Annotated in this window: 25 protein-coding genes and 1 tRNA gene; 7 read left to right on the plus strand and 19 right to left on the minus strand. The window is 71.6% G+C overall.

Annotated elements, in window-relative coordinates; translation table 11 throughout:
- Positions 1–160 precede the first annotated feature (160 nt).
- The 18 genes from hemH to IVW53_06665 all read right to left on the minus strand — a co-directional run bounded on the left by hemH (position 161) and on the right by IVW53_06665 (position 16,078).
- Positions 161–1,117 (minus strand): ferrochelatase, encoded by a 957-nt coding sequence (hemH, locus tag IVW53_06580; protein ID MBF6605234.1) that lies wholly within the window; start codon positions 1,115–1,117, stop codon positions 161–163.
- Positions 1,114–2,244 carry a uroporphyrinogen decarboxylase gene (gene hemE, locus IVW53_06585; protein MBF6605235.1) on the minus strand — a complete coding sequence of 377 codons (1,131 nt, stop codon included), beginning with the start codon at positions 2,242–2,244 and terminating at the stop codon, positions 1,114–1,116. Before hemE (IVW53_06585) ends, hemH begins: the two co-directional genes overlap by 4 nt.
- Positions 2,241–3,335 (minus strand): uroporphyrinogen decarboxylase, encoded by a 1,095-nt coding sequence (hemE, locus tag IVW53_06590; protein ID MBF6605236.1) that lies wholly within the window; start codon positions 3,333–3,335, stop codon positions 2,241–2,243. Before hemE (IVW53_06590) ends, hemE (IVW53_06585) begins: the two co-directional genes overlap by 4 nt.
- The gene (hemL, locus tag IVW53_06595; protein MBF6605237.1) at positions 3,277–4,587 is read right to left on the minus strand and encodes a glutamate-1-semialdehyde 2,1-aminomutase; all 1,311 of its coding nucleotides are present in this window, start codon (positions 4,585–4,587) and stop codon (positions 3,277–3,279) included. The genes hemE (IVW53_06590) and hemL overlap by 59 nt, the downstream gene beginning before the upstream one ends.
- The gene (locus IVW53_06600; GenBank protein ID MBF6605238.1) at positions 4,584–5,273 is read right to left on the minus strand and encodes a chlorite dismutase family protein; all 690 of its coding nucleotides are present in this window, start codon (positions 5,271–5,273) and stop codon (positions 4,584–4,586) included. The genes hemL and IVW53_06600 overlap by 4 nt, the downstream gene beginning before the upstream one ends.
- On the minus strand, positions 5,270–6,295 hold the full coding sequence (hemB, locus tag IVW53_06605; protein ID MBF6605239.1) for a porphobilinogen synthase: 1,026 nt from the start codon (positions 6,293–6,295) through the stop codon (positions 5,270–5,272). Before hemB ends, IVW53_06600 begins: the two co-directional genes overlap by 4 nt.
- On the minus strand, positions 6,292–8,025 hold the full coding sequence (gene hemC, locus IVW53_06610; protein ID MBF6605240.1) for a hydroxymethylbilane synthase: 1,734 nt from the start codon (positions 8,023–8,025) through the stop codon (positions 6,292–6,294). The genes hemB and hemC overlap by 4 nt, the downstream gene beginning before the upstream one ends.
- Positions 8,022–9,242 (minus strand): NAD(P)-binding domain-containing protein, encoded by a 1,221-nt coding sequence (locus tag IVW53_06615; protein MBF6605241.1) that lies wholly within the window; start codon positions 9,240–9,242, stop codon positions 8,022–8,024. The genes hemC and IVW53_06615 overlap by 4 nt, the downstream gene beginning before the upstream one ends.
- Positions 9,239–9,952 carry a helix-turn-helix domain-containing protein gene (locus tag IVW53_06620; protein MBF6605242.1) on the minus strand — a complete coding sequence of 238 codons (714 nt, stop codon included), beginning with the start codon at positions 9,950–9,952 and terminating at the stop codon, positions 9,239–9,241. The genes IVW53_06615 and IVW53_06620 overlap by 4 nt, the downstream gene beginning before the upstream one ends.
- Before the next feature lie 71 nt (positions 9,953–10,023).
- Positions 10,024–10,383 (minus strand): DUF1634 domain-containing protein, encoded by a 360-nt coding sequence (locus IVW53_06625; GenBank protein MBF6605243.1) that lies wholly within the window; start codon positions 10,381–10,383, stop codon positions 10,024–10,026.
- Positions 10,384–10,385: 2 nt separating this feature from the next.
- A complete protein-coding gene (locus IVW53_06630; protein MBF6605244.1) occupies positions 10,386–11,222 on the minus strand; it encodes a sulfite exporter TauE/SafE family protein in 837 nt (278 codons plus the stop codon).
- Positions 11,223–11,410: 188 nt separating this feature from the next.
- Positions 11,411–11,872 carry a tyrosine-type recombinase/integrase gene (locus IVW53_06635; GenBank protein ID MBF6605245.1) on the minus strand — a complete coding sequence of 154 codons (462 nt, stop codon included), beginning with the start codon at positions 11,870–11,872 and terminating at the stop codon, positions 11,411–11,413.
- The gene (locus tag IVW53_06640) at positions 11,869–12,156 is read right to left on the minus strand and encodes a hypothetical protein (GenBank protein ID MBF6605246.1); all 288 of its coding nucleotides are present in this window, start codon (positions 12,154–12,156) and stop codon (positions 11,869–11,871) included. Before IVW53_06640 ends, IVW53_06635 begins: the two co-directional genes overlap by 4 nt.
- Complete coding sequence (locus IVW53_06645; GenBank protein ID MBF6605247.1) at positions 12,153–12,578, minus strand: hypothetical protein; 426 nt, start codon at positions 12,576–12,578, stop codon at positions 12,153–12,155. Before IVW53_06645 ends, IVW53_06640 begins: the two co-directional genes overlap by 4 nt.
- 174 nt (positions 12,579–12,752) lie before the next feature.
- Complete coding sequence (locus IVW53_06650; GenBank protein ID MBF6605248.1) at positions 12,753–13,553, minus strand: class II glutamine amidotransferase; 801 nt, start codon at positions 13,551–13,553, stop codon at positions 12,753–12,755.
- Positions 13,553–14,335 (minus strand): SDR family oxidoreductase, encoded by a 783-nt coding sequence (locus tag IVW53_06655; GenBank protein MBF6605249.1) that lies wholly within the window; start codon positions 14,333–14,335, stop codon positions 13,553–13,555. The genes IVW53_06650 and IVW53_06655 overlap by 1 nt, the downstream gene beginning before the upstream one ends.
- A gap of 1 nt (position 14,336) precedes the next feature.
- Positions 14,337–14,759, minus strand: a complete 423-nt coding sequence (locus IVW53_06660; GenBank protein MBF6605250.1) for a cupin domain-containing protein — start codon at positions 14,757–14,759, stop codon at positions 14,337–14,339.
- Positions 14,759–16,078 carry a PLP-dependent aminotransferase family protein gene (locus IVW53_06665; GenBank protein MBF6605251.1) on the minus strand — a complete coding sequence of 440 codons (1,320 nt, stop codon included), beginning with the start codon at positions 16,076–16,078 and terminating at the stop codon, positions 14,759–14,761. Before IVW53_06665 ends, IVW53_06660 begins: the two co-directional genes overlap by 1 nt.
- A gap of 25 nt (positions 16,079–16,103) precedes the next feature.
- On the opposite strand from IVW53_06665, the gene IVW53_06670 reads away from it, so the two are divergent.
- From IVW53_06670 to IVW53_06690, 5 genes are all read left to right on the plus strand, one after another.
- Positions 16,104–16,676 (plus strand): Lrp/AsnC family transcriptional regulator, encoded by a 573-nt coding sequence (locus tag IVW53_06670; GenBank protein ID MBF6605252.1) that lies wholly within the window; start codon positions 16,104–16,106, stop codon positions 16,674–16,676.
- A gap of 128 nt (positions 16,677–16,804) precedes the next feature.
- Positions 16,805–18,187 carry a glutamine synthetase gene (locus IVW53_06675; GenBank protein ID MBF6605253.1) on the plus strand — a complete coding sequence of 461 codons (1,383 nt, stop codon included), beginning with the start codon at positions 16,805–16,807 and terminating at the stop codon, positions 18,185–18,187.
- Between the two features lie 3 nt (positions 18,188–18,190).
- Positions 18,191–18,544, plus strand: coding sequence for a Dabb family protein (locus tag IVW53_06680; protein MBF6605254.1), 354 nt, complete (start codon positions 18,191–18,193; stop codon positions 18,542–18,544).
- The gene (locus tag IVW53_06685) at positions 18,541–20,037 is read left to right on the plus strand and encodes an APC family permease (GenBank protein MBF6605255.1); all 1,497 of its coding nucleotides are present in this window, start codon (positions 18,541–18,543) and stop codon (positions 20,035–20,037) included. The genes IVW53_06680 and IVW53_06685 overlap by 4 nt, the downstream gene beginning before the upstream one ends.
- On the plus strand, positions 20,034–21,149 hold the full coding sequence (locus IVW53_06690) for an amidohydrolase (protein MBF6605256.1): 1,116 nt from the start codon (positions 20,034–20,036) through the stop codon (positions 21,147–21,149). Before IVW53_06685 ends, IVW53_06690 begins: the two co-directional genes overlap by 4 nt.
- 219 nt (positions 21,150–21,368) lie before the next feature.
- Here IVW53_06690 and IVW53_06695 read toward each other — a convergent pair.
- Positions 21,369–21,449, minus strand: a tRNA-OTHER gene (locus tag IVW53_06695).
- 33 nt (positions 21,450–21,482) lie between these two features.
- Between IVW53_06695 and IVW53_06700 the strand changes: the two genes are divergently transcribed.
- The gene (locus tag IVW53_06700; GenBank protein ID MBF6605257.1) at positions 21,483–22,685 is read left to right on the plus strand and encodes an amidohydrolase family protein; all 1,203 of its coding nucleotides are present in this window, start codon (positions 21,483–21,485) and stop codon (positions 22,683–22,685) included.
- 69 nt (positions 22,686–22,754) lie between these two features.
- Entirely contained in the window at positions 22,755–24,374 is a 1,620-nt protein-coding gene (locus tag IVW53_06705) for a molybdopterin-dependent oxidoreductase (protein ID MBF6605258.1), read from the plus strand.
- Positions 24,375–24,386 lie beyond the last annotated feature (12 nt).

Consider the following 24,386-nt stretch of genomic DNA (forward strand, 5'->3'; position numbering starts at 1 on the left):
CCTTACCTCCAGCCGGTCCCGCCCACCATCTGCCTGACGGATATCCGGTCGGGCGCGGCCACCGTGGGCCGCCGCTCGGCGCAAACCGCCGAGGGCGGCGTCGCCGGCCGCCGTGGCACCACGGTCAGGCGGATGACGACCCCCGGGGCGCGGCGAGCGCTCAGGGCGCGGGCACGGGCTCGGCGAGCGTCGCGGTCGCGACCGACGCCAGCGCGTCGATGAAACGCGGATCGGTGTTGAGCGACTCGATCCGGGCGAAGCGGAGCCCGGCGGCCTCGGCCTGTTCGCGGGCCCCCACCTCCACGTCGTAGAGGATCTCGAGGTGGTCGGCGAGGAACTGGACCGGGGCGATGAGGACGGACTGGCGGCCCTGCGCTCGGAGCACCGGCATGAGGTCGGCGAAGTCTGGTTTCATCCACTCCCCCGGTTCATGCCCCGCGCTCTGCCAGCAGAATGTCCACCGCGCAGCCGCGAGGCCGGTCCGGCGGGCGACCTCCGTCGCGGTCGTCGTGAGCTGGGCGATGTAGTCAGGCTCCTCGTCGGCGACCCGGCGCGGGAGGCTGTGCGCGGTGAGCAGGACCGGGACCTCGTCGCGCTCGTCCGGCACGAACGCGGCGAGGGCGGAGGTCACCCGGGCGGCGAGGGCGTCGAGGAATGCCGGCTCCGTATGCCACGCGCCGGCGATGCGGACCTCCGGCGCCACCTCCCCGGCCGCGGCGAGCTCGACGCGGGCCGTGTCCACCGCCCGGCCGTAGCCACCCATGATGAGTGGCGAGTACTGAGGCGAGAGGATGATCCCCGCGACGCGGCGCACGCCGGCTCTCGCGAGCGCCCGGAGCCCGTCGACGATCGACGGGGCCGAGAACCGCATCCCCGTCCGGACCACCGCTCGACCGCCGAGGTTCGCCTCCAGGGCGGCAGCCTGGGCGGCGGTGATCTCGACGAGCGGCGATCCGCCGATGACCCGGTAGCGGCGGGTGAACTCGGCCACGAGATCCTCGTCCGGCGCGCGCCCGCCGCGGACGGCACTGATGTACCGCGGCACGTCGTCGAGGGACCTCGGCGAGCCGTAGGTCATGAGGAGGACGCCGAAGCGATCGGGAGATGGCGCGGTCACGGTCGATCCTTTCGGGCGGGGTCGGATGTCGTCATCGGGCTCGGACGCGCCGTCTGTTCGAGCACGAAGCCCGGACGCGCCGTCTGTTCGTGCACGAAGCTCGCGAGGTCGCGAAGGATGCCCGGATCCGTCCCCCGCGGAATCGCGTGGCCGAGGTTGAAGACGTGGCCGGGTCGGCCGCTCGCCTCGTCGAGGACGGTGCGCGCCCCGGCCTCGACCACCGCCCAGCCGGCGAGGAGGCGAGCGGGATCGAGGTTGCCCTGGACGCCGCGGCGGTCCCCGAGCCGCGCCCACGCTGCCGCCAGAGACTGGCCCGCGTCGATGGAGATGACGTCGCCCCCGGTCGCGGCGACGTGGTCGAGGATCCCGGCCGAACCGGCCACGAAATGGATGGTCGGGACTCCCGCTGCGGCCGCGAAGAGCTCCGCCGTCGATGGCGCGACGCGCTCAACGTAGTCGGCCGGACCGAGCGTGCCGGCCCAGCTGTCGAAGACCTGGACGATCCGTGCGCCGGCCCGCACCTGCGCGGCGACGTATCCGACGAGGGCGTCCGTGAGGCGGCGGAGCAGGGCCGCGAAGGCCACCGGCTCGCGATACATGAACGCCTTCGCCACGAGCTTGTCGCGCGACGGTCCGCCCTCGATGAGGTACGAGGCGAGCGTGAAGGGACCGCCGACGATCCCGATGACCGCCGCCCGGTCACCGACGTCGTGGCGAACGAGCCGGATCGCCTCCAGGATGGGCCGCAGGTCCGTCTCGGCGTCGATCGGGTGGAGGCGGGCGACGTCGTCCGCCGTGCGGATCGGCGCCGCGACGACCGGCCCGGCGGGTGTCAGCTCGAGCTCGATCCCCATCGCCGCCACCGGCAGCATGATGTCGGCGAACATCACCGCGCCGTCGACGCCGTACGCGTCGACCGGCATGAGGCTCACCTGCGCGCACAGCTCCGGGGTCGTGGCGATCTCCTCGACTGAGCGCCGCTCGCGGAGCGCGAGGTAGGCGGGCAGGGAGCCGCCGGCCTGGCGCATGAACCAGACGGGGGTCCGGTCCACCGGTTCGCGGCGACTCGCCGCGACGAGCCGCTCCGCCCCGCTCATCGGCACGCCGGCGACGCGGAGCGCGGTCATCGGACCGTCGCCGGCACGCGCGCCTCGTGGACGAGGTCGACGAGACGCCGGAGCGTGTCAGGTTCCGTTCCGGGGAGCACGCCGTGGCCGAGGTTGAACACGTGGCCCGGCCGGCCGGCCGCCTCGGCGAGCACCCAGCGTGCCTCGGCCTCCACCGCGTCCCACGGCGCGAGGAGCGTCGCCGGATCCAGGTTCCCCTGCACGGCCCGGTCCGGGACGAGCGTCCATGCAGCGCCGAGGGCGATCCGCCAGTCGATGCCGATGACGTCTCCGCCCGCCGCCGCCACGAGCGGCAGCATCCCGGCCGTGCCCGTCCCGAAATGGATCGTCGGGACGCCGAGGTCGGCGAGACCGGCGAAGAGCCGTCGGGTCGGCGGCAGGACCGAACGCTCGTACGCGAACGGCCCGAGAGCGCCGACCCACGAGTCGAAGATCTGGACCGCCTGCACGCCGGCCGCCACTTGCGCCCGAACGTAGATGAGGGTCATGTCGACGAGGCGGTCGAGCAGCGCTCCGGCGACGGCCGGCTCGGAGCCGATGAGCCGCCGGATCTCGGCGCCATCGCGCGAGCCGCGGCCGGCGACGAGGTACGAGGCGAGGGTGAATGGCGCGCCGGCGAAGCCGATGAGGGGGACGGTCGATTCACGACGGACGAGCCGGATCGCCGCGAGGAGCGGCCCGACCGCGTCCTCGGCGTCGAACGGTCGGAGCGCCGCGACGTCGGCGGCGGTTCGGACCGGCCGCTCGATGACCGGGCCCACCCCGTCGACGATCTCGACGCCGATGCCGATCCCCGTCAGCGGGGTCGTGATGTCGGCGAAGAGGATCGCCGCGTCGACGCCGAGCCGGTGGACCGGCTGGAGCGTCACTTCGGCGCACAGCGCCGGATCGTGGACGATCTCGGCGAGCGTCGCCCGTGCCCGGATCGCCCGGTATTCGGGGAGCGAGCGACCAGCCTGTCGCATGAACCAGACCGGTGTCGCATCGACCGGCTCGCGACGACAGGCGCGAAGGAATCGATCGGTCACCCGCTCACGCCCGGAACGCCGCCACGGCGGCGGCCGCGATCGTCTCGATCTCCGCCGGACCATGGGCGAACGAGAGGAACCAGGCCTCGAACTGGGACGGCGGGAGGAGCACGTCATGGTCGAGCATCGCGCCGAAGAACCGGGCGTAGGCCGAACGATCGGCGGTCAGGGCCTCGGCCGCGTCGATCGGGGCGGCGGACCGGAAGAAGACCGTGAGGAGCGATCCGACATGGCTGACGGCGACGGTGCGATCGGCGGCCGCAGCGGCGGCGGCGAGTCGCTCGGCGAGGTCCGCGGCCACGCTCTCGAGGTCGAGGTACCGCTCCGGCGTCAGCCGGTCGAGGGTCGCGATCCCGGCGGCCATCGAGAGTGGGTGCCCGGAGAGCGTGCCGGCCTGATACACGGGACCTTCCGGGGCGACGAGGCCCATGAGGTCCGACCGTCCGCCGTACGCCCCGATCGGCATGCCGCCGCCGATGATCTTGCCGAGGACCGTGAGATCCGGTCGGACCCCATAGCGCGCCTGCGCGCCGCCGGGCCCCACCCGGAACCCGGTGATGACCTCGTCGAAGATGAGGATCGCGCCGTCGGCCCGGGTCACCTCACGAAGTGCCTCGAGGAATCCCGGCTCCGGCGGGATGACGCCGACGTTGGCGACGACGGGCTCGACGATGACACCGGCGATCCGCCCGGCGTGCTCGGCGAACGCGAGGGTGAGGGCGGTCGGGTCGTTGAACGGCAGGACGATCGTCAGCGACGCGACGTCCGCCGGGACGCCGGCGGAGCCGGGGATGGCGAGGGTCGCGACGCCCGAACCCGCCTCCACGAGGAGGCCGTCCGAGTGGCCGTGATACGCCCCGGCGAACTTCACGACGAGGTCGCGGCCCGTCGCGGCGCGCGCAAGCCTGACCGCGCTCATCGCCGCCTCCGTGCCGGACGAGGTGAAGCGAAGTCGCTCGAGCGACGGCATCGCCGCCAGGATCCGCTCGCCGAGCTCGATCTCGAGCGGATGGGTCGCCCCGAGGGCGAAGCCGCTGAGGGCGGCCTCGCGGACGGCCTCCACGACGGCGGGATCGCCGTGACCGAGGATCGCCGGCCCCCAGGCGCCAACGAGGTCGAGTAGTCGACGCCCATCGGCATCCCACACGTATGCCCCGGCGCCCCGCTCGAGGACGACGGGCGCGCGTCCCACCGCGCGGAACGCCCGGACGGGACTGCTCACCCCGCCGGGGAACAGCGCCGCGGCCCGAGCCCGCAGCGCAGCCTGGCGGTCGGCGATCGGCGGAGCGGCGCCGTCCCGGACCGGCGTCGTCATGCGCCGAGGAGCTCGCGGAGCTCGTCCGGGCTCCGTCGGATCGCGAGGAGGATCGGCGTGTCACGGACGGTGGACCGGCGCGAGTCCGTTCCGCGGAGCTCACGCACCAGCTCGCCGAAGGCCGCCAGGTCGTCCGTCTCGTAGGCCACGAGGAAGTCCTGGTCGTCCACGCCGAAGGAGTAGGCGAGCGCCTGGCGGACGCTCGGGTACGTGTGGCCGACCTTCATGTGCTCGTTCATGACTCCCTGGCGCGCCTCTCGGGAGAGGAGGTACCAGTCGGTTGACTTCGTGAACGGGTAGACGATGAGGTACCGATCGCGTTCTCCGCCGATGAGCCCGGCCTCCTGGTCGGACGGCCTGACCGCGTACTGCGATGCGGCCGTCCGCCCGATGAACGAGTGGCGGACGTCGCATGAGGTCCCGAGGCCCGAGAGGAGCGTCCGGGCGGCGGAGCGCTCGAGCGCATCGACCGTCTCCGACCACCGCCACAGGACGAGGTCGACGCCGGGTTCGAGGCCGATGCTCGAGTAGACGACGCTGCGGACGCCATCGCCGGCGGTCGCCGCCTCGGCGCCCTGGAACGCCTCGAGATCCGCGGAGCGCTGCGACGGCGGGCACCGTCGCCACTCGCGGGCGATGGAGAGCGCGAGCGCCTGGACATAGACGTGCGACGTGGACTCGCTCATCGTTCCTCCGACAACCAGGACGCGAGATCCGCGGCCGCGTACGTGATGACGATGCCCGCGCCGGCGCGGACGATCCCGGTGACCGCCTCGAGTGTCGCCCGTCGGCCGTCGAGCCAGCCCCGCTCGGCGGCGGCCGCGAGCATCGCGTACTCGCCGCTCACCTGGTAGGCCGCGATCGGGAGGTCGAACCGGGCCCGGGCGGCCGCGATCTGGTCGAGCTGCGGCATGGCCGGCTTGACGAGGATGATGTCCGCGCCCTCGGCCACGTCGAGGGCGATCTCGCGCATCGCCTCGCGGCCGTTCGCGGGATCCATCTGGTAGCCGCGCCGGTCGCCGAAGGTGGGGGCACTGTCCGCCGCCTCACGGAACGGGCCGTAGAACGCGGAGGCGGCCTTCGCCGCGTAGGCCATGATCGCGGTCCCGAGCCGGCCGTCGCGATCGAGCGCGGACCGGATCGCGGCGACCTGGCCGTCCATCATCGCGCTGGGGGCGACGATGTCGGCGCCGGCCCGAGCCTGGGCGACCGCCGCGTCGGCGAGCCGCTCGAGCGCAGGATCGTTGAGGACGGTCCCGGCGGCATCGATCGGGCCGCAATGCCCGTGGGTCGTGTACTCGCAGAGGCACGTGTCCGCGATGAGCGCGAGCGGCAGTTCGCGATCCCGCAGGGCGCGCAGCGTCACCTGGACGATCCCCTCGTCCGACCACGCGTCGGTCCCGGCGTCGTCCTTCGTCGCCGGCAGCCCGAAGAGGATGATCCCGCCGACGCCGAGCGTCGCGAGCCGCTCCGCCTCGCGGACGACCTCGTCCGGCGAGAGGCGCGCCTGGCCCGGCAGCGACGAGATCGGCTCGCGGACACCCCGGCCCGGACGGACGAAGAGTGGAGCCACGAACATCGAGGGATCGAGGCGCGTCTCGCGGACGAGGGCCCGCAGCGCCGCGTTGCGACGGAGCCGGCGCGGCCGGTCGCGCGGCCTGGGCACGTCGAGCGCCGTCGCCACGTCGAGCGAGTTGGTCGTCGTCATCGGGCGGCGCCGATCGGGGCGCGCAGCAGTTCGGCGGTCCGCTCGGCGAGCGCATCCGTCCGTTGCACGGACGATTCGCCGAGAACGGCGAAGCCGTGCTCGCGGGCGATCTCCGCGGTGGCCGGGCCGATCGCGACGACCGGGATCGCCCTGGCACGCTCGCCGAGCGTCGGTCCCGCGAGCGACATGAGGCCGCGGACGGCGGATCCGCTCGCGAAGAGGATCGCGTCGAGGCGACCTTCCGAGAGGACCGAGTGCAGGCGATCGCGCGACGTCGCCGGTCCCTCGATCGTGCGGTGGGCGACCACCTCCGCCACGCGCGCACCCCGCGCCGTCAACGCCGCCGTCAGCGCGGGATCGCCGGACCCGGCGCGGATCACGACGACCGCATCGCCGACGTGGATCGGCAGGTCCTCGCCGATCGCATGGCCTCGGGCGACGCGCGGCAGCCACACGTCGGGGATCCCGGCGGCGGCGAGGACCGCCGCGGTCGCCGTGCCGACGGCGGCCCAGCGCGCAGCGCCGAGGAGGTCCCCGAGCCGGGCCGCGCCAGCCACCGCCGCGGTCGCGCCGTTCGGACTCGTCACGATCATCCAGGCGATGTTCCCACCGACCTCGATCCCTGCCCGGATCGCCCGTACGAGATCGGCCGGCGCCGCCGGTTCGATCTCGATAGTCGGGATAGGGACCGGATCGATGCCGCGCTCCCGGAGTGCCGCCACGAGCGATCGCGCCTGGCTCGCGGCGCGCGTCACCAGGACCCGCGGTCGCGGCCCGGATCCGCTGTCGTCCGCGGGCCGGTCGCCGTGCCCGGAGCCCGTCGGACGGACCGCAACGCCGGGCACCGAGACCGAAAGGCGATCGACGAGCGCTTCGACGAGCGCCTCCCGATCGTCGATCCGCCCCTCCACCTGCTCGACCGCCACCGCCGAGCCATCCGGGAGCGCGTAGCCACCGATGAACCGCAGGCGATCCCTGTGGATCGTCGCCAGAGCGCCGATCGGGGCGCGGCAACCACCGCCGGATCGGGCGAGGAAGAGGCGCTCGGCCTCGACCGCGATCCGCGTCGGCCGATGATCGATCGCCTCGGCGAGCGCCGCAACCCGGTCGTCCTCTGCCCGCACCTGGACGGCGATCGCACCCTGGCCCGGCGCCGGCGGGATGGTGGACGGATCGAGCCGCTCGACGATGCGATCGTCCCGCCCGAGCCGGCAGAGGCCCGCCGTGGCGAGGACGAGCGCGTCCGTTTCGCCTTCGTCGAGCCGGCGGAGCCGCGTATCGACGTTGCCATGCAGCGGATGGACACGCAGATCGGGCCGTCGGGCAAGGAGGAACCCCGTCCGCCGCGGACTGTCCGTCCCGACCCGGCTTCCCTCCGCCAGCTCCGCCACGGAGCGGGCGGCGTCGCCGAACCGGACAACGAGCGCGTCCGTCGGCTCGGCACGCTCGAGCATCGCGGCGATACGCAGGCGGGGATCCTCGTCCGTCGGGACGTCCTTCGCGCTGTGGACGGCGACATCCACCTCGCCAGCGAGGAGCGCCCGTTCGATGGCCGCGACGAACGCCCCCTCGCCCCACGCCGTGTCGGGTGCGCGCCGATCCCCGGCCGTCTCGATCACGACGATCTCGGCAGCCTCGCCTGCCTGTTCGAACGCGGCGACGACGAGGCGGGCCTGGACAAGGGCGAGCTGGCTCCCGCGCGTCCCGACGCGGACCGATCCCGCGCTCACAGGCCGAAGAGCTCCCGGGCGGCACGGTCATGGCGCCCGTCGGCGTCCTGACCGAGGCGCTCGAGTGGCTCGCGGAGGAGGCGCTCGGCGAGGTGCCGGGTCATCCGCTCGATCTCGTCGCGTTCGGCGGTCGGCAGGTCCGGAAGGCGGCGCCACAGCTCCCCGAGCTCGGTCGCCCGGACCGCTTCCGCCCGTTCGGCCATGGCCCGGGCGGTCGCGCGGACGGGTTCCCGCTCCGCCCACGCGAGGTATTCCGCAACCGTCGCCTCGGCGAGGGCGCGGAGCCGCCGCACGAGCCGATCGTCGGCCACCGGTTCCGGCCCGGTCGCGAGATCGTCGATCGAGATGAACCGCACGCCGAGCGCGGCCCGCAGTTGCGCCGAGGTCGCGGGCGGAGCGGACAGGTCGACGATCCACGTGTCGCCGGTGAGAAGGACGCGCTCCGTCGCCGGACCGATCGTCCACGGGCCGCGGAGCGCGACGATCACGGCCGCGGCCTCGGCGATCGTCGGGCCCGGATCGAACGCCACGACGTCCGCATGGGCGTCGGCCGCCACCGACGCTGCCCGCTCCGGTGTCCGACTCGCCACGCCGACCCGTGCGCCGTGCCGGGCAGCCGCCGCGATCGCGAGACGACCCATGGGCCCGGTCCCGACGACGATGACGCGCTGACCGGCGAGGGATCCGGGAAGCAGGTCGAGGGCCGCATCGGCGAGCGACGGCCGGCGCGCCGGGAGCCAGCTTCGGCCGCGCCGTCCGGCCCGGAGGGCGAGATCGAGGAGCCGATCGACCTCGACCGGCAGCGGCCCGCGGCCGCGCGCCTGCTCGACGCTCGAGCGGAGCTGATGCAGCAACTGGTCCTCCGCGAGGATCGCCGATCGGAGCCCGACCGCCAGGGCGATGAGGTGCTCGGCGGCAGCCCGCTCGTCGAGGCGCCGCGCGCCCGCAGGCAGCTCGCCGGCGAACGACCCGCGGTCGTCGCCGACGCCATAGACCTCGACGCGATGGCATGTCTCGATGACGACCGATGCCGGTGGGGGATCCGCGCGGAGACGGCGAGCGAACCGGTCCCGATCCTCCGCTGGGACGGTCGTCGCATGGGCGACGATCCCTCGGAGGCGCGGCCGATCGATGGAGGGCGACGGGGGCGCCGACGGCGCCGACGCCTCCGAGCGCCGCAGACGCCCTGAACTCGACGGCCGCCCACCCTCGGTCATGCGTCCTCCCCGCCGGGGACCCGCATGCGGACCGTCCGCGCCGGGCGCTCTCCGACACCGACGAGGCCCACGCTGTGGGCGGCCATGGTCGCGACGAGGAGGCGGTCGAGCGAGCGTTCGGCACGCTCGAGGAGCTCGGTCGTCTGGGCCGTTTCGAGACCGCGGCGCGCCGACACAGCGGCGAGCTCGTGGAGGAAGGGCCGCCGGAACTGGAGGAACCCCTCGACGGACTGGCCGAGCGACAGGCCGAGTCCGGCGGCCATCCGTCCGTAGGCTGCCGCTTCGGCGGTCGCCTCCCTGAGGGCATGGTCCACATCGACCGGCTCCGTCGGGTCGAGATGGCCGAGGAGGAGCTCGGCCATTCGCCGGCCGTGCGTGCGGAACCAGTCGCGTTGATCCGCGGTGAGCGATCCGAGCCACGGCAGCTGCTCGCCCGCCGAACCGGCCTCGCGCCGGTAGGCACGGGCGAGCCGCGCGGGCGTGAGCGCGGACCGAACGAGCGAGACCCTCGAAGGCCGATCGCTCGGGAGGAGTCGCTCGAGGGCCGGGCGATTGAATCGGCGATGCCCGCCCGGTGTCGTGTACACCTGGATCCGGCCATCGTCGCTCCAGCGACGGAGCGTGCCCGCCGAGACCCCGAGCAGCGCGCTCGCCTCGCCGAGGGCGAGCCAGTCCGAACGACGCTCGCGGCGGATCGAAGGTCTACTCAAATCTCACCAGAACTGTTCATTCCTCCGACGGAGGATAGCGCATCTCCGGGCGGCGGGCCTTCGTCGTCCGGCTAGCGGATGGCGAACAGGCTGACGAGGAGGATGCCGAGGACGACGAGCGTGATCGCCGTGTACAGCCAGTCCCGCTCGGTTGCGAAGGCGACCACGGACGTCGCGACCCGCATGACCGGCGTCGCGATGAGGACGAGCAGCCCGAGCTGGGCGAACGCGATCGGGCGAAGGGCTCCGATGCCGGTGAAGACGCCCGCGAAGTCGGTCGCGATCGTCGCCGACGGCGCCTGGCCGACGAGCGATCCGTCCCAGCCGACGATCGTCGACCCCACGAGCCCGATGAGGATGAGCACGGCGCTCGCACCGACCCCGAGGATGAGGACGCCGCTCACGAGAACGCGGAACCGGGCCGGCGTCATCGTCAGAGCCCGAGACCGCGGACGAGCATCTGCAGCCCGATGATGATGAGGACCGGGATGAAGACCCAGCGGACGTGGCGATTGGCGAGACGGGGCAGGAGGCGGGCGCCAACCGTCGCGCCGGCGAGGACGCCCAGGGCCACCGGAGTGGCGATCCGCGGGTCCACGTCGCCGCGGGCGAGATAGATCCCTGCGGAGGCTGCCGCGGTCACCCCGATCATGAAGTTGCTCGTCGCCGACGAGACCTTCATCGGCAGCCGCATCGCGCCATCCATGGCGAGGACCTTGAGCGCTCCGGAGCCGATCCCGAGGAGCCCGGAGACGAGCCCGGCGAAGCCCATGAGGAGGAACCCGAGCGGGATCCGCTGGGCGGCATACGGCACGTCGCGACCGAGCCGCGCGTCGGGATAGGCGGAGCTCAGCCCGAGGCGGCGGGCGAGCGGCGATTCCTCGAGCGATGGCGGCAGCTCCTCGCGCAGCTTGAAGGTCTGCTGGACGGACGAGAAGAGGAGGACGACGCCGAGCAGGATGAACAGGAGGGCCGGCGCGACCACGGCCGCGAGGAGGGCTCCGGCGATCGCCCCGCTCGTCGTCGCGAGCTCCAGGAACATCCCGACCCGCATGTCCGTGAGCCGGTCGCGGACGTAGGCGGCCGCCGCGCCGGAGCTCGTCGCGATGACGCTGACGATGCTCGCCCCGATGGCGAGGTGGATGTCCACCCCGAACAGGCCGGTCAGGGCCGGGACCACGAACAGGCCGCCGCCCACGCCGGCAAGGGCGCCGACGACGCCGGCCGCGACACTGATCGCGAAGATCCCGACCTCGGCGCCGACGGTCATCGAGCGAGGATCCGGGCGCGGTCTGCAGCAGGGTGCGCCGAACGCGACGCGCCGCCCGGATGCGGACGGGACGGCGGGACCGAACCCCGAGGGCGGATCAAACCGGTGCTGACTCCTGCGGCGACGGGCGCGACGATCGCTAGGGTACGCGACCAGCGGTCGCTGCCGCTTTGCGGGGCACCTGACGCTCATTCGCGGCGGCGTGCATGACCCGGGCCACGGATCCGTCCGCTACAGTGCCGTGACGAGCAGCGCCCCGGGAGGACCGAGACGGACATGGCCATCGCAAGCACAGCGTCCATCTGCTCCGCCGCCGCGCGCCCGAGCGCCGGGATGACGTGGCTGTACGTGTTGAGCGTCAGGCTGATCTGGCTGTGCCCAAGCGTCTCCATGACGACTTGGGGCGAGACGCCCTGGGCGAGGAGGAGCGAGGCGCAGGCATCGCGGAGATCGTGAAACCGCTGACGGGGCAGGCCGGCGGTCACGAGGAGCGCCTCGAACCGGCGGGTCACGGCGATGCCATCCATCGGCGTCCCGCCCGTCGTCGTGAAGACGAGGCCGCGCGGATCGTCGTGCCAGCGTGAGCCGGCGAGGAGGCGCTCCCCCCGTTGGCGGGTCCGATGAGCACGGAGGGCGTAGAGGACGATCACCGGGAGGGCGACAACGCGGCGGCTTGTCGCCGACTTCGGTTCAACACGACGAGGGTGAGTCGGCCATTCACCCTCTGGAGTGCGTGGCGAGCGGTGAGCGTCGCGCGTTCGACGTCGATGTCGGTCCACGCGAGGCCGAGGATCTCACCCTGCCGAAGTCCCAGCCCGAGGGCGACAAGGTAGAGGGCCTCGAGGAAGACCCGCGCCTCCTCAGGTGACAGGAGGCTCACCTCTCGGCGCGGTACCCGTGGCGGCTCGGCGAGTCGAGCGGCGTTGCGGGTCACGATCCCCCATCGCTCGGCCTGGCCGAGTGCCTGACGGAGGACGGCTCGGATGTACGCGACGGTCCGGGGCGCGAGCCGCTCAGCGGACCTCGCGTTGAGGAAGGCCTGGACCTGCTGCGGGGTGAGGCGGGCGAGGGGAGGTGGCCAAGACCCGGGGCGAGGCGAAGCCGGATGATCCCGGCGTGGCTCGTGTATGTCCGGGGCCGGACGCTCGGCCGAACTGACTCGGCGAGCCACTGGTCGAGGAACGTGCCGACCGTGAGGCGCTCAGATGGCACCGGCAGCCCGGCCGCCTCGGCCCGGAGGGCGGTCTGGAGCTTGTCGCGGACCTCGGCCCTGCTGCGGCCGAGGAGCGAGCGGCGGGTCCGCCGGCCGTCGGAGCGGGTATGGCGGGCGCTGAAGCTGGCGAGGGGAGTGGCCACCGTCCCGTTCGCGACCGGCTTCTCCCAGACCGGCCGGTGTCTCGCGATAGGGCGACGCAAGCCGCGCAAACGAACGTCCGACGCCCGCGATCGCGGCGCGCGCGTTGCCCGGGGAGAGTCGCCCGCCGGGCGGCAGACCCGCCGCTGTGGCCTGCGTCACAGGAGCGTCGACGGTCAGGCGGCGAGAGGCACCGTCGAGGTCGTCAGCGTCACCCGCTCGACGCGGAGAAGGGTCATGTTTTCGAGGGGCTGCCATGCTCCATCCGGCTGGTCGAAACCGGAGGACGCGACGATCACGGCGTCGGCGCCGGCGCGGTAGCGAAGGTCGTAGAACGCGACGTCGGTGGCGGTCGACGGATCATCCCCGCCGCTGGTCTCGCAGAGGGAGGGCGCGCGCGTCGGGTCGTGGGCGCTGACGACGTACAACGCCTCGTTCGTCAGCAGCATGGCGTTGAGGCTGGTCGGGTTGAAGTCCCGGAAGATGCGGCGCACGACGCCGCCGACGGCGTCGTCCATCGAGGCGCCGGCCTGGAGTCGTTCTGCCACCGCGAGGAAGTAGCGCTCGCTGTCGGTGCTCCCCGTCATCTGCGCCGACCAGCCGTCGGGGAGGATGTCGTCGAGACGGTCGAACGGATGGATGGCGCCGTTGTGGGCGAAGGCCATGTCCTCGTGCACGAAGGGGTGAGTGTTGGCCGGCAGCACGGCGTGACCGGGCGTCGCCCAGCGCAGGTGCACGAAGCCAGCGTCAGCGGCCGCGCTGGAGGTGAGGCCGGCGAAGGCCGGATCCTTCGCCGCGCAGGTCGTCGAGCGTTCGACGAGGGGCGGACCGTCTGCCCCCGGCTGCGACCGACGGGCCATACCCCAGCCGTCGGCGTGCTGCCGCGAGAGGGCGACGAAGCCCTCGAGCTCCTCGCGTCCGAGCGAATCGGCGAGACTGACCGGCTGCCTCGCCACCCAGCCGAGCAGACGGCACATCAGACGTACCTGCCCATCCCACCGGCGACGTCGATGGAGCTGCCGGTGAGGTAGCTGGCGCGGTCGCTGGCGAGGAAGGCGACGATGCCGCTGACCTCATCGGCGGTGCCGAACCGACCCAGTGGCACCTCGTCTCTCACCAGTGTCGCGAAAAACTCCTCCTCGGTGGCCTCGGGCGCGCGCATGGCCTTGATGTTCTTCCACTGCGGTGTCACCACGAAGCCGATGTTGACACTGTTGACGAGGATCTTCTCCGGGCCGTACTCGAAGGCGAGCGCCTTGCTGAGGTTGAGGCAGGCCGCGCGATTGACGCTGGTGGCGAAGAACTGCGGGTTGGGATACTTGGCGTAGACCGAGTTGATGTTGATGACCCGGGGAGCGGCGCTGCGGCGGAGGTGGGGGAGGGCGGCACGGGTGCAGCGGACCTGCGAGAAGAGCTTGACGTCGAGGTCGTCCTGCCAGTCCTCATCGGCGAGCGATTCAAAATTGCCCGGGTGCGCGGCGCCGGCGTTGTTGACGAGGATGTCGATGCCGCCGAGCGCGGCGGCCGATCGCTCGACGAAATCGATGACCTGCTGTGGGTCGGTGACATCGGCCACCTCAGCGTGGATCGTCCGGCCGGCGGCTCGCAACTTCTCCGCTGCAGCCTCCACCTCGGCGGGGTTGCGCGCGCAGATGGCGACGTCGGCGCCCTCCGCCACCAACTCCTCGGCGATGGCTAGGCCGATGCCCTTGGAGCCGCCAGTGACCAGCGCGCGGCGGCCCTGCAAGTTGAGGTTCACCCTAGCCGCCGCCGCCCGGGGCCGGCGACTGGTTCCGCGCGTGCTCGAGCAGGGAGCGCCGCGGCGGGTTGAAGACGTCGATCTCGCGGCACGAGGAGTCATGCGTGCGCGCGCCGTGCGGCACCCACGCAGGAACCACGGCGACATCGCCGACGCGCATGGTGCGGACGTCGCCGTCGAGTTCGAACTCGAACTCGCCATCGAGGACGAGCACGATCTGCTCCTCCTCGTGGACGTGCATCGGTGCCTCGGTGTGCGGCTCGAAGGACACGAAGTTGACCATCGTCCGCTCGCCGAGCACCGGTCGGAAACCGAGGCCGGGCACGAACTCGACCGACTCGATGGCGTTGACGTCGACGTAGCGACCGGCCGCGGTGGGCGTGCCGCCGGCATCGATGGTGAAGTGTTGCGAACTGTTGGTCATCAGTTCTCCAGAGCTGAGGTGATCAGTGCGCCGAGGCGGCGGATCCCCTCGTCGATGTCGTCCTCGGTTGCGAGGCTGAAGGCGAGGCGCAGCTGGTTGGCGCCGCCGCCGTGCGGATAGAAGGGACGCCCCGGGACGAAGGCGACGCCCGCGTCGCGCGCGCGGGCGGCGAGGGCGGTGGTGTCGAGCCGGTCAGGGCCGGTCAGCCAGGCGAAGAATCCGCCGTGGGGGCGGGTCCAGCTGATGCCGGCGGGCATGTGGACGCCGAGCGATGCGAGGATGCGGTGGCAGCGGCGCGCGTACAGCGCGTTCGAGGCGCGCAGCTGCGTGTCCATGTGGCCGCCGCGGAGGTACTCCTCGAGGAGCCGCTGCCCGAAAGCGCCGGCACACTGGTCGGAGTTCTGCTTGGCCAGCACCATCTGCGCGATCACCTCCGCTGGCCCGGCCGCCCATCCCAGACGCACGCCGGGAAAGAAGGTCTTCGAGGTCGTGCCCGCTTGGACGACGATGTCGGGCCCCAGCGACCACAGTGTCGGCGGCCGCTCGTCGGTGAAGGTGAGGTCGCGATAGGCGACGTCCTCGATGATGAGCACCCCGTGGCGGCGGCATGCGTCGACCAGCGCCGCGCGGCGTTCCGCGGACATGGTGATCCCAGTCGGGTTCTGGTGATCTGGGATCGTGTAGACGAGCTTCGGCGTCGAGCCGGCGCGGCAGAGGCGCTCGAGCGCCGCGACGTCGATACCACCGTCGTCGACGGGCACACCGCGCACGTCCGCCTCGAAGCCGCGGAAGGCATCGATGGCGCCGAGGTATGTCGGCGCCTCGACGGCGACGCTGTCGCCTGCGTCGAGGAGCGCCTTGGCGAGGAGGCCAAGCGCGTCGATGTTACCGGAGGTGACCATGAGTTCGGCGTCGGCCGGGCGGCGGCCGTCGGTGTCGGCGAGCCGGCCGGCCAGCGCGTCACGCAGCCCGGGCAGGCCGGGGGTCGGCGAGTACTGCAGGGCCACGGCGGCGTCCTCGGCGAGCAGGCAGGTGGTGAGCTCGGCGAGGATCGCGACGGGGAAGGTCTCAGGGTCGGGGAAACCGCCGGCAAAGGTGATGAGATCGCTGCCGCTCGCTAGGGCCAGGATGGCAGCGAGTTCGCCGCTGGCGCCCCGGGTGCGCCGCGCGAAGGCCGGCGACCAGCGGGCGGGCGGAAGCGTCTGCATCCTTCGTCTCCTTGGCGAACCTTGACACTGGGTAATTGCAACCGGCAAACTTTGTCGACCTGCACGTGTGCGTCTGACAGGAATGGTCGCACAATCGCCGCCCAATGGCAACGTAACGACGCGGTATAGTTGGCGAATGGCTGAAGTGACGGCGCCTTTGTCGGGTCTCGTCGATGTGGTCGCGCGGCGGGTTGCACCCGCCGCGCTCGATGTGATCGACCTCGATCTCCTCCGGCTGCTGGCGACCGACGCCCGGATGTCCCAGCGCCGGCTGGGACGCGAGCTCGGCATGTCCGCGCCGGCGGTGGGGGAGCGGATCGCGCGCTTGGAGCGATCAGGGGTCATCCGCGGCTACACCGTCGAAATCGGCTGGGCCACGGTGGGCTACCCGGTGACCGTCTACCTTGCCATCACCGCCGTCCAGGGACATGCCCAAGCGCCCGTGGTCGAGGCGCTCTGGGCCCTGCCCGAGGTTGCCGACATCACCGTGGTCACCGGCACCATCGACCTGCTCGCCCGGCTGCTCGTGCGCGATCACAACCATCTGCGCGAACTGCTGCTGGAGAGAGTGTGGCAGATCCCGGGCGTGCAGCGCACCGAAACGCTTGTGACCTTGGCGGAGATGCAGCCGAAGTCCTTCGCCACGCAGCTCATCGATTCCATGCGCGCCGCGGTGGACGGGCGGGACAAGCAGGGAGGCACGGCGTGACCAGGGCGACCCAGCGCGAAACCACGGATCACGGCATCGGCAGTCCCGGCTTTGTGGAGAAGCACGGACTGTACAGCGAGGAACAGCGTGCGGCGGCCGGGAAAGTGGCTGCGGAGATTCGCGAGAAGATGCTTCGCACCGTCCGTGTCGTGCTCGTCGACCAGCATGGGGTGCCCCGCTCGAAGTTCCTCTCCGCCGAGGCGGCCATCGCCGCGATGCGCAACGGAGCCGACTTCTCCGGAGCCATCTACAGCCTCGACACCGCCAACAGCGTGTTCCCGCCCGCCTTCGCGGCGGGCGGCGGCTTCGGCATCGACGAGTTCACCGGCTTTCCTGACGTGCTCATCGTCCCCGACCCGGAGACGTTCCGTGTGCTGCCCTGGGCGGACCGCACCGGCTGGCTGATCTGCGACGTCTACTTCAGCAACGGTCAGCCCGTGCCGCTCGACGGCCGCGCCATCCTTCGCGAGCAGCTACGCCGGCTCGAAAAGGCGGGCTCTGCCTACATGGCCGGCCTGGAGGTGGAGTTCTACATCGTCCGCCTCGTCGACGATCGGATTGCCCTCGACCAGACGGGTATGCCGCCGGCGACGCCGACCGTCGACGTGTTCGAGCAGGGCTACCAGTTCCTGTCGGAGTCGCGGCTCGACGGCGTCGAGGCGACGATCACCGCGCTGCGCGATGGCCTGTTCGACATCGGTCTGCCGCCGCGGTCGATGGAGGACGAGTGGGGCCCGGGGCAGATGGAATTCACCTTCAGTCCGCTGCGCGGCCTTGCCGCGGCCGACGCGATGATCATGTTCCGAACCGCCACCAAGGCGATCTGCCGGCGCCGCGGCCTGCTGGCGACCTTCATGTGCCATCCCGGGTTGCCCAACTTCTTCCCGTCCGGGTGGCACCTCCACGAGTCGCTTGTCGACGCCGAAACCGGCAGAAACCTCTTTGCCTCCAACACCGAGGTGTTGTCGACGGTCGGCCGGCACTTCGTCGCTGGGCTGATCGACCACGCCAAGCCGATGACCATCTTCACCACCCCGACGATCAACGGCTACGGGCGCTTCCGGCCATACTCCTTTGCCCCCGATCGCATCTGCTGGGCGGTGGAGAACCGCGGCGCCATGGTGCGTGTCCAGGGCGGTCCGGGCGACGAGGGAACGCACGTCGAGAACCGGCTCGGTGAGCCCTCGGCCAATCCGTATCTGTACATGGCCGCCAACGTCGCGGCGGGGCTCGACGGCATCACCAGCGGCGCGGAGCCGCCCCCGCCCGTGTCCGCAGATCCATACGCGGCTGAGGCCGAGCTGCTGCCGACGTCCATGAGCGAGGCCATCGCGGCGCTCGAGAACGACACGCTGTTCCGCCGTGAGTTTGGTGAAAGATTCATCGACTACTACCTCATGATGAAGCGCGCAGAGAACGCCCGCTACCAGGCGGCCGTGGCGGAGAACCCGACGCCGGAGGGACAGGCGGTGTCGGACTGGGAGATGCGTGAGTATTTCGAGGTCTACTGAGGCATGACCCTGCAGCACATCGTCCTCTTCTCCTTTCCCGAGCAGCTCTCGGCGGAGGACGCTGCGGAGATGCGCGCCATGGTGGCGACGTGGCCGGCGGAGATCGGCAACATGAGCAAGTTGCGCTTCGGCACCGATCTCACCGGTGCGCGTACCAACAGCTACTCGCAGCTCCTGTACATGGAGTTCCCCGGGGCCGACGAGATGAAGGCGTACCAGCAGCACCCGGTGCACCAGGTGTTCCTGCGCTGGGTGATGGACCGGCGATGCACCCCCTTGGCCTTCGACTACTTCCTTGGCGCGGAGACGGTGCTCATTCCTGAGCATCGCGATCACGAGACGGAGGAGAGGCAATGACAGAAACACGAGTCCCGCCTGTCGAGGCGGCGGCGGGGCCGGCAGTTGTCGCCGGGGGTTCCAATCAACTGGCGCGAGGCGCGCTCAGTACCTGGGACGCCATCGCCATCTCGGTCTCGGTCCTGGCGCCGGGCATGGCCATGCTGCTCAACGTCCCAGGCGTTGCGCTGGTTGCCGGGGGCTCGACCCCGCTGTCATTCCTGCTCGGCGGCATCGGCGTGCTGGCCCTCGCCTTCGTGGTCATCGGCTTCACCCGCCGCATGGCCTCGGCGGGATACGCGTACACCTACGTGTCGCGGAGCATCGGCAAGGAGAGCGGCTTCGTCGCCGGCTGGCTGTACGTCTTCGGGCTGTCGTCCTTTGTGCCCATGACCATGGCCGGCGTCGCCGGGCTGGCCATCAACCTGCTCGGCCTCGACATCACGTGGTGGTTCCCGCTGTTCCTCATCGGCATGGTGCTGCTCGTCGTGCTCTCCATCATCCGGATCAAGGTGACCACCCAGGTTCAGCTGCTGGTCGGAGCCATCACCGTGGCGCTGATCCTCATCGTCGACCTGGTCGTCATCGGCAAGGGCGGAGTGAGCGGCAACACCCTGGAGCCCTTCACCTTCGGGCATACTGTCTCCGGCGGTCTCAACGGCGTCTTCTACGGGATCATCCTCGGCGTCACCTCGTACATCGGCTTTGAAACCGCCGCCGACTTCGGCGAGGAGACGGCCAATCCCCGGCGCTCGATCCCCATCGCGATCATCGCCGCCACCGGCTTTGCCATCGTCTTCTACCTGCTCACCACCTACGCGATCGTCATCGGCTTCGGCGTCGACAACGGCGCCACCGCCGGCGCGGATCCCTACGCGCTCAAGACCGTCGCCCAGAAGTTCGTCGCTGGCCCCTTCCCCGTGCTTGTCGAGATCGGCGGCATGCTGTCCGCATTCATCGTCTGCCTGGCGTGCGCCACCGCGGGCGCGCGGACGCTCTTCGCGATGGGCCGCGAGGGCGTGCTGCCACGGTGGTTCGGCAAGACCAACCCGCGCTTCCAGACGCCTGTCAATGCCACCATCACCGTGGCCGTGGTCAGCACCGCGGTGGCGGCGCTCGTCGGTTTCGTGTACGCCCAGGACGCCTTCGGTGGCGCACCGAACACCATCTACTACTTCTTCGCGACCCTCGGCACCCTCGCTGTCATCCTCGTCTACATCATGCTCTGCGTCGGCGGCATGTTCTTCTTCCGGCGCACCAAGGCGAGCTACAACCCGGTTCTGCATGCCGTCATCCCGCTCATCGGTGCGCTGGTCTTCGGCGCCGCGCTCTACGGCTCGGTCAACCCGGCGCCGCCATTCCCGCTCAACCTGACCCCGTACATCACGGTCATCTGGCTGGTGATCGGCATCGTGGCCGTCCTGGTGCTGCGCTCACAAAATCCCACCGCGGTGGAGCGGATCGGCTCCATCCTCGGCGAGGAGGGAGGCGAGGATGCCAAGCTGCTTGGATGATCGATGACCACGTACACCCGTTTCCGCTCAGCTTCGAGCCAATGGAGCTGGCCTCCCTCACGCTCGACGCGAATGCGGGGACGGATGTCGCCCAGCGGCGGCTGACGCTGGGGCCGACGCGGCTGTCATCGGAGATGCTGCGCGTCCGCCTGGCCGATCACCTCGGGTGCGCGGCGGCGGACGTGGTCGCTGTGCGTGACGAGCGCGCCGCGGCTGCGTGGCCAGACTACGTCCGCGAGTTGTTCACGGATGCGGGCACGACGGGCATGCTGCTCGATGCCGGGTGGCGGGGCCTGCCGTCCGGCGGCGCCGAGCCGTACGCCGAGCTCGCTGGGGTGCCGGTGTGGGAGCTGGCCAGGCTGGAACCGCTGGTCGATCGCCTGCTGGAGGAAGGCGCGGGAGCGCGCGAGACCGTCGAGGGGGTCGACACGTTGATGGAGAAGCGCGCGCGCGCCGGCGCGGTGTGCTTCAAGACGGTGCTCGCCTACCGCACCGGTCTCAGCGTCGACCCCGCGGCGACTCTCGACGCGGCCGAGCGCGGGCTCGCCGCTGACCGCGCGGCGGGCACGCCGGTCCGGCGCACCGGCAAGGTGTTGCGCGATTTGCTCTTCCGTCATGAGCTCCGGCGCTGCGCGGACCTGGGCCGTCCGCTGCAGGTGCACACCGGCTACGGCGACTCCGACATCCGCCTCGCCGAGTCCGACCCGCTGCTGCTCGAGGAGGTGCTGCGCACCCCGGAGGGGTCGGCGACGGACGTGGTGCTGATCCACGCGTCGTTTCCCTGGCACGAACAGGCCGCGTACCTGGCCGCGGTGCGCCCGCGGGTGTGGACGGAGTTCTCGCTATGCAACCTGTTCAGCCCGGCCACCACCGCCGACCGGCTGCTGCGCATCCTCGACACCGCCCCTGCCGGACGGGTGACCCTTGGCAGCGACGGCCACGGCATCCCCGAGAGTCACTGGTTCGCCACCGTCGTGCTGCGCGACGCGTGGTCGGCGGTGCGGCAGCGTCTCGCCGGCACGGTGACCGCGACCTGGCTCGACCGGACCGGCGAGGCCATCTTCGAGGGCAACGCGCGCCGCCTCTACCGGCTTCCTGAGTGCGCCAGCTGACCGCGCCCATCAACCAGGCGGTCGCGCGCATGCAGCTGGATCGCGCCTGGGGCCGGCCCGGAGTGATCCGGCTAGAGGTGGGCGAGCCCAACTTCCCTTGCGAGACGTCCCGCGGACGTCGCGGCCGGCTGAATCCCCGCAGGGGTCGGCGCAGGGGTCAGACCGGGCGAGAAAAGGCGCAGCCGGCTACCACGGTGGACGATCTGTGCGTGGAACAGGTGGAGCCGAGACTCGGATTCGAACCGAGGACCTGCTGTTTACGAAACGGCGAGGACGCCGTCCAGCCGGTAGTGTCTCAGCTGAATCGTGAGGAGCGCTGTCGTCGGTATGCCGATGTCCTCTGACGCGATCGTGCCGTCGGCCGGCGGGGCGCTGGGCGTCGTGGCGGACGGGCCGCACGCCGAGCTCGACCGGTTCATCGAGACGATCGGACTCGTGGACCACCACACCCACGGCATCGTCCGCGGAGTCGTCTCGGCAGCCGACTACGCGTTCATGCTCGACGAATCGGATCGACCGGACGCCGCAGCGGTGGCAGGTCTCGACACGCAGGTCGGGTTCGCTGTCCGTCGCTGGATCGGGCCGCTCCTCGGGCTGGAACCGCACGCCCCCGTCGAGCACCTCCTCGAGCGACGCCTGGTGTTGACCAACGAGGCCGCCGCAGCCCTTCTCCTGCCCCCGGCCGGCATCGATCGGCTCATCGTCGAAACAGGATTCCGCGGCGACGAGCTCGTGCCGCCGGATGAGCTCGGCCGACTCGCCGGTGCGCCCGCCTCCGTGGTCGTCCGGCTCGAGGCGCTCGCCGAGCGGATCGCGATCGGCGGTTCCACGGCTGCCGGATTCGCCGACACGGTCCGCGCCGGCATCGCCGGCGAGCTGGCCCGCGGAGCCGTCGGTCTCAAGTCCATCGTCGCGTATCGCCACGGCCTCGACATCGACCCGGGGCGTCCGTCGGAGGAGGAGATCGCCGCCCATGCCGGCGCGTGGCTTCGCGAGGTGGACGCGACGCATCGTGCGCGCCTCGTCGATCCGGTCATCCTCCGGTTCCTCCTCTGGGCGGCTGTCGACACCGGTCGGCCACTCCAGATCCACACGGGTTTCGGCGACCCGGACCTCGAGCTTCGCCGCGCGGATCCCCTCCTTCTCACGGACTTCCTCCGATCGACGGAGGGGCGCTGCGCGATCCTCCTGCTCCACACGTACCCGTTCCAGCGAAACGCGGGCTACCTCGCCCAGATGTTCGCCCACGTCCATCTCGACGTGGGCCTGGCGGTGAACTATTCGGGCGCTCGAGCCAGCGCGGTCGTGGCCGAGTCCATGGAGCTCGCGCCGTTCTCCAAGGTTCTCTATTCCTCGGACGCATGGGGCCTCCCGGACCTCCACCTCCTCGGGGCGATCCTCTTCCGGCGTGCGATGTCGCGGGTCCTCGGCGAATGGGTCGTCGCCGGCGACTGGTCCCTCGCCGACGCGCAACGCGTGGTCCGGTTCGTCGCAGCGGAGAACGCCGAGCGCGTGTACGGTCTGCGTCGCGCCTGAGGCGCAGGCCACGCCCGGCGATCGCCCGCCGACACGCGACCGTCACACGTCCCTGCTTCAATGGCAGCCATGCGAACCAGCGCCCCACCGGTCGCCGCCACGGATCGGCCCGCAGCGACGCCTCCACGCGATCGCCTTCGGACCATCGGCGGCCCCGCCCTGGCCGGAGCCGTCGCCGCGGGAGTCGCGATCGCGGTGGCCGAACTCATCGCCGGCCTCATCGACGGGGCGCCGTCCCTCGTCCTCGCCATCGGCGCGCTCGTCATCGACCTCCAGCCCCCGGGCGCCAAGGACCTCGTCGCCAACCTCTTCGGGACGAACGACAAGCTCGCCCTCAACATCGTCATCATCCTCGTCGCGCTCGCCGTGGCCGCGGCGGTGGGGATCGTCGGCAGTCGCGCGATCGGCCGGGCGGACACCGCGTTCGCGGTCTTCGGCTTCCTCGCCCTCTTCGCCGCCCTCCGTGAGCCGCTCGTCTCGGCGCCGCTCGCGATCGTCACGACGGTCGCGGCGGTCGCGGGCGGGATCGGCGTCCTGCACGCCCTCATCGGCCGGCTCGCCTCGCGTCCGGTCGCTGCGTCGTCTGGCGCGCGGCCCTCGTCGCCGGTCGCCGAGATGCCGGACTGGGACCGCCGCAGGTTCCTCCTTGGCACCGCCGCAGCCGCCGGAGCTGCGGTCGTCGCGGGCGGGATCGGCCGCTCCCTCCTCCAGGCCCGGGCGGCGACGGCCGCGCCCACCCCTGCGATCCCGCGCATCGCCGACGCGGTGGCGCCGCTCACCCCTGGGGAGTCGCTCGCCGTCCCCGGCATCACCCCGATCGTCATGCCGAACAACGACTTCTACCGGATCGACACGGCCCTCCTTCCGCCGCGCCTCGACGCGGGCACGTGGAGTCTCACCGTCAAGGGGATGGTGGAGCGGACCGTCAGGCTCGATTACCGCGAGCTCACGACGATGCCCCTGTTCGAGCAGTACGTGACGATCGGGTGCGTCTCGAACCAGGTCGGCGGCAACCTCGTCGGGAACGCCCTCTGGAGCGGCGTCCACCTGCGCGACGTCCTCGCCCTGGCTGGCGTCCAGTCCGGCGCCAGCCAGATCGTCGGCCGCTCGGCGGACGGCTGGACGGCCGGCTTCCCGACCGAGTGGGCGATGGATCCGGCCCGCGATCCGATGATCGCCCTCCTGATGAACGGCGCGCCGCTGCCGATCGCGCACGGCTACCCGGCCCGCCTCATCGTGCCCGGGCTGTACGGTTACGTGAGCGCGACGAAGTGGCTGACGGAGATCGAGCTGACGACGCTCGAGGCGTTCGACGGCTACTGGGTCCCGCTCGGCTGGGCGAAGCTCGGCCCGATCCTCACCCAGTCGCGCATCGACGTCCCGCGTAACGGCGCGTCCATCGCGACCGGACGGACCACGATCGCCGGGGTCGCCTGGGCCCCGGACCGCGGGATCTCGCGGGTCGAGGTATCCGTGGACAGCGGCGCCTGGCAGCCCTGCATGCTGTCCCAGGCGATCTCGAAGGCGACCTGGGTCCAGTGGGAGCTGCCGTGGGCGGCGACTGCCGGGACCCACACGATCGAGGTCAGGGCGACCGACGGGAGCGGCGCGGTCCAGACCGCGCAGCGCTCGGACCCGGCCCCCGATGGCGCCCGCGGCCATCACACGATCCAGGTCCGGGTGGGCTGAGCGGGCGGCGCC

The organism is Chloroflexota bacterium, from assembly GCA_015478725.1.
Lineage (GTDB): Bacteria > Chloroflexota > Limnocylindria > Limnocylindrales > CSP1-4 > C-114.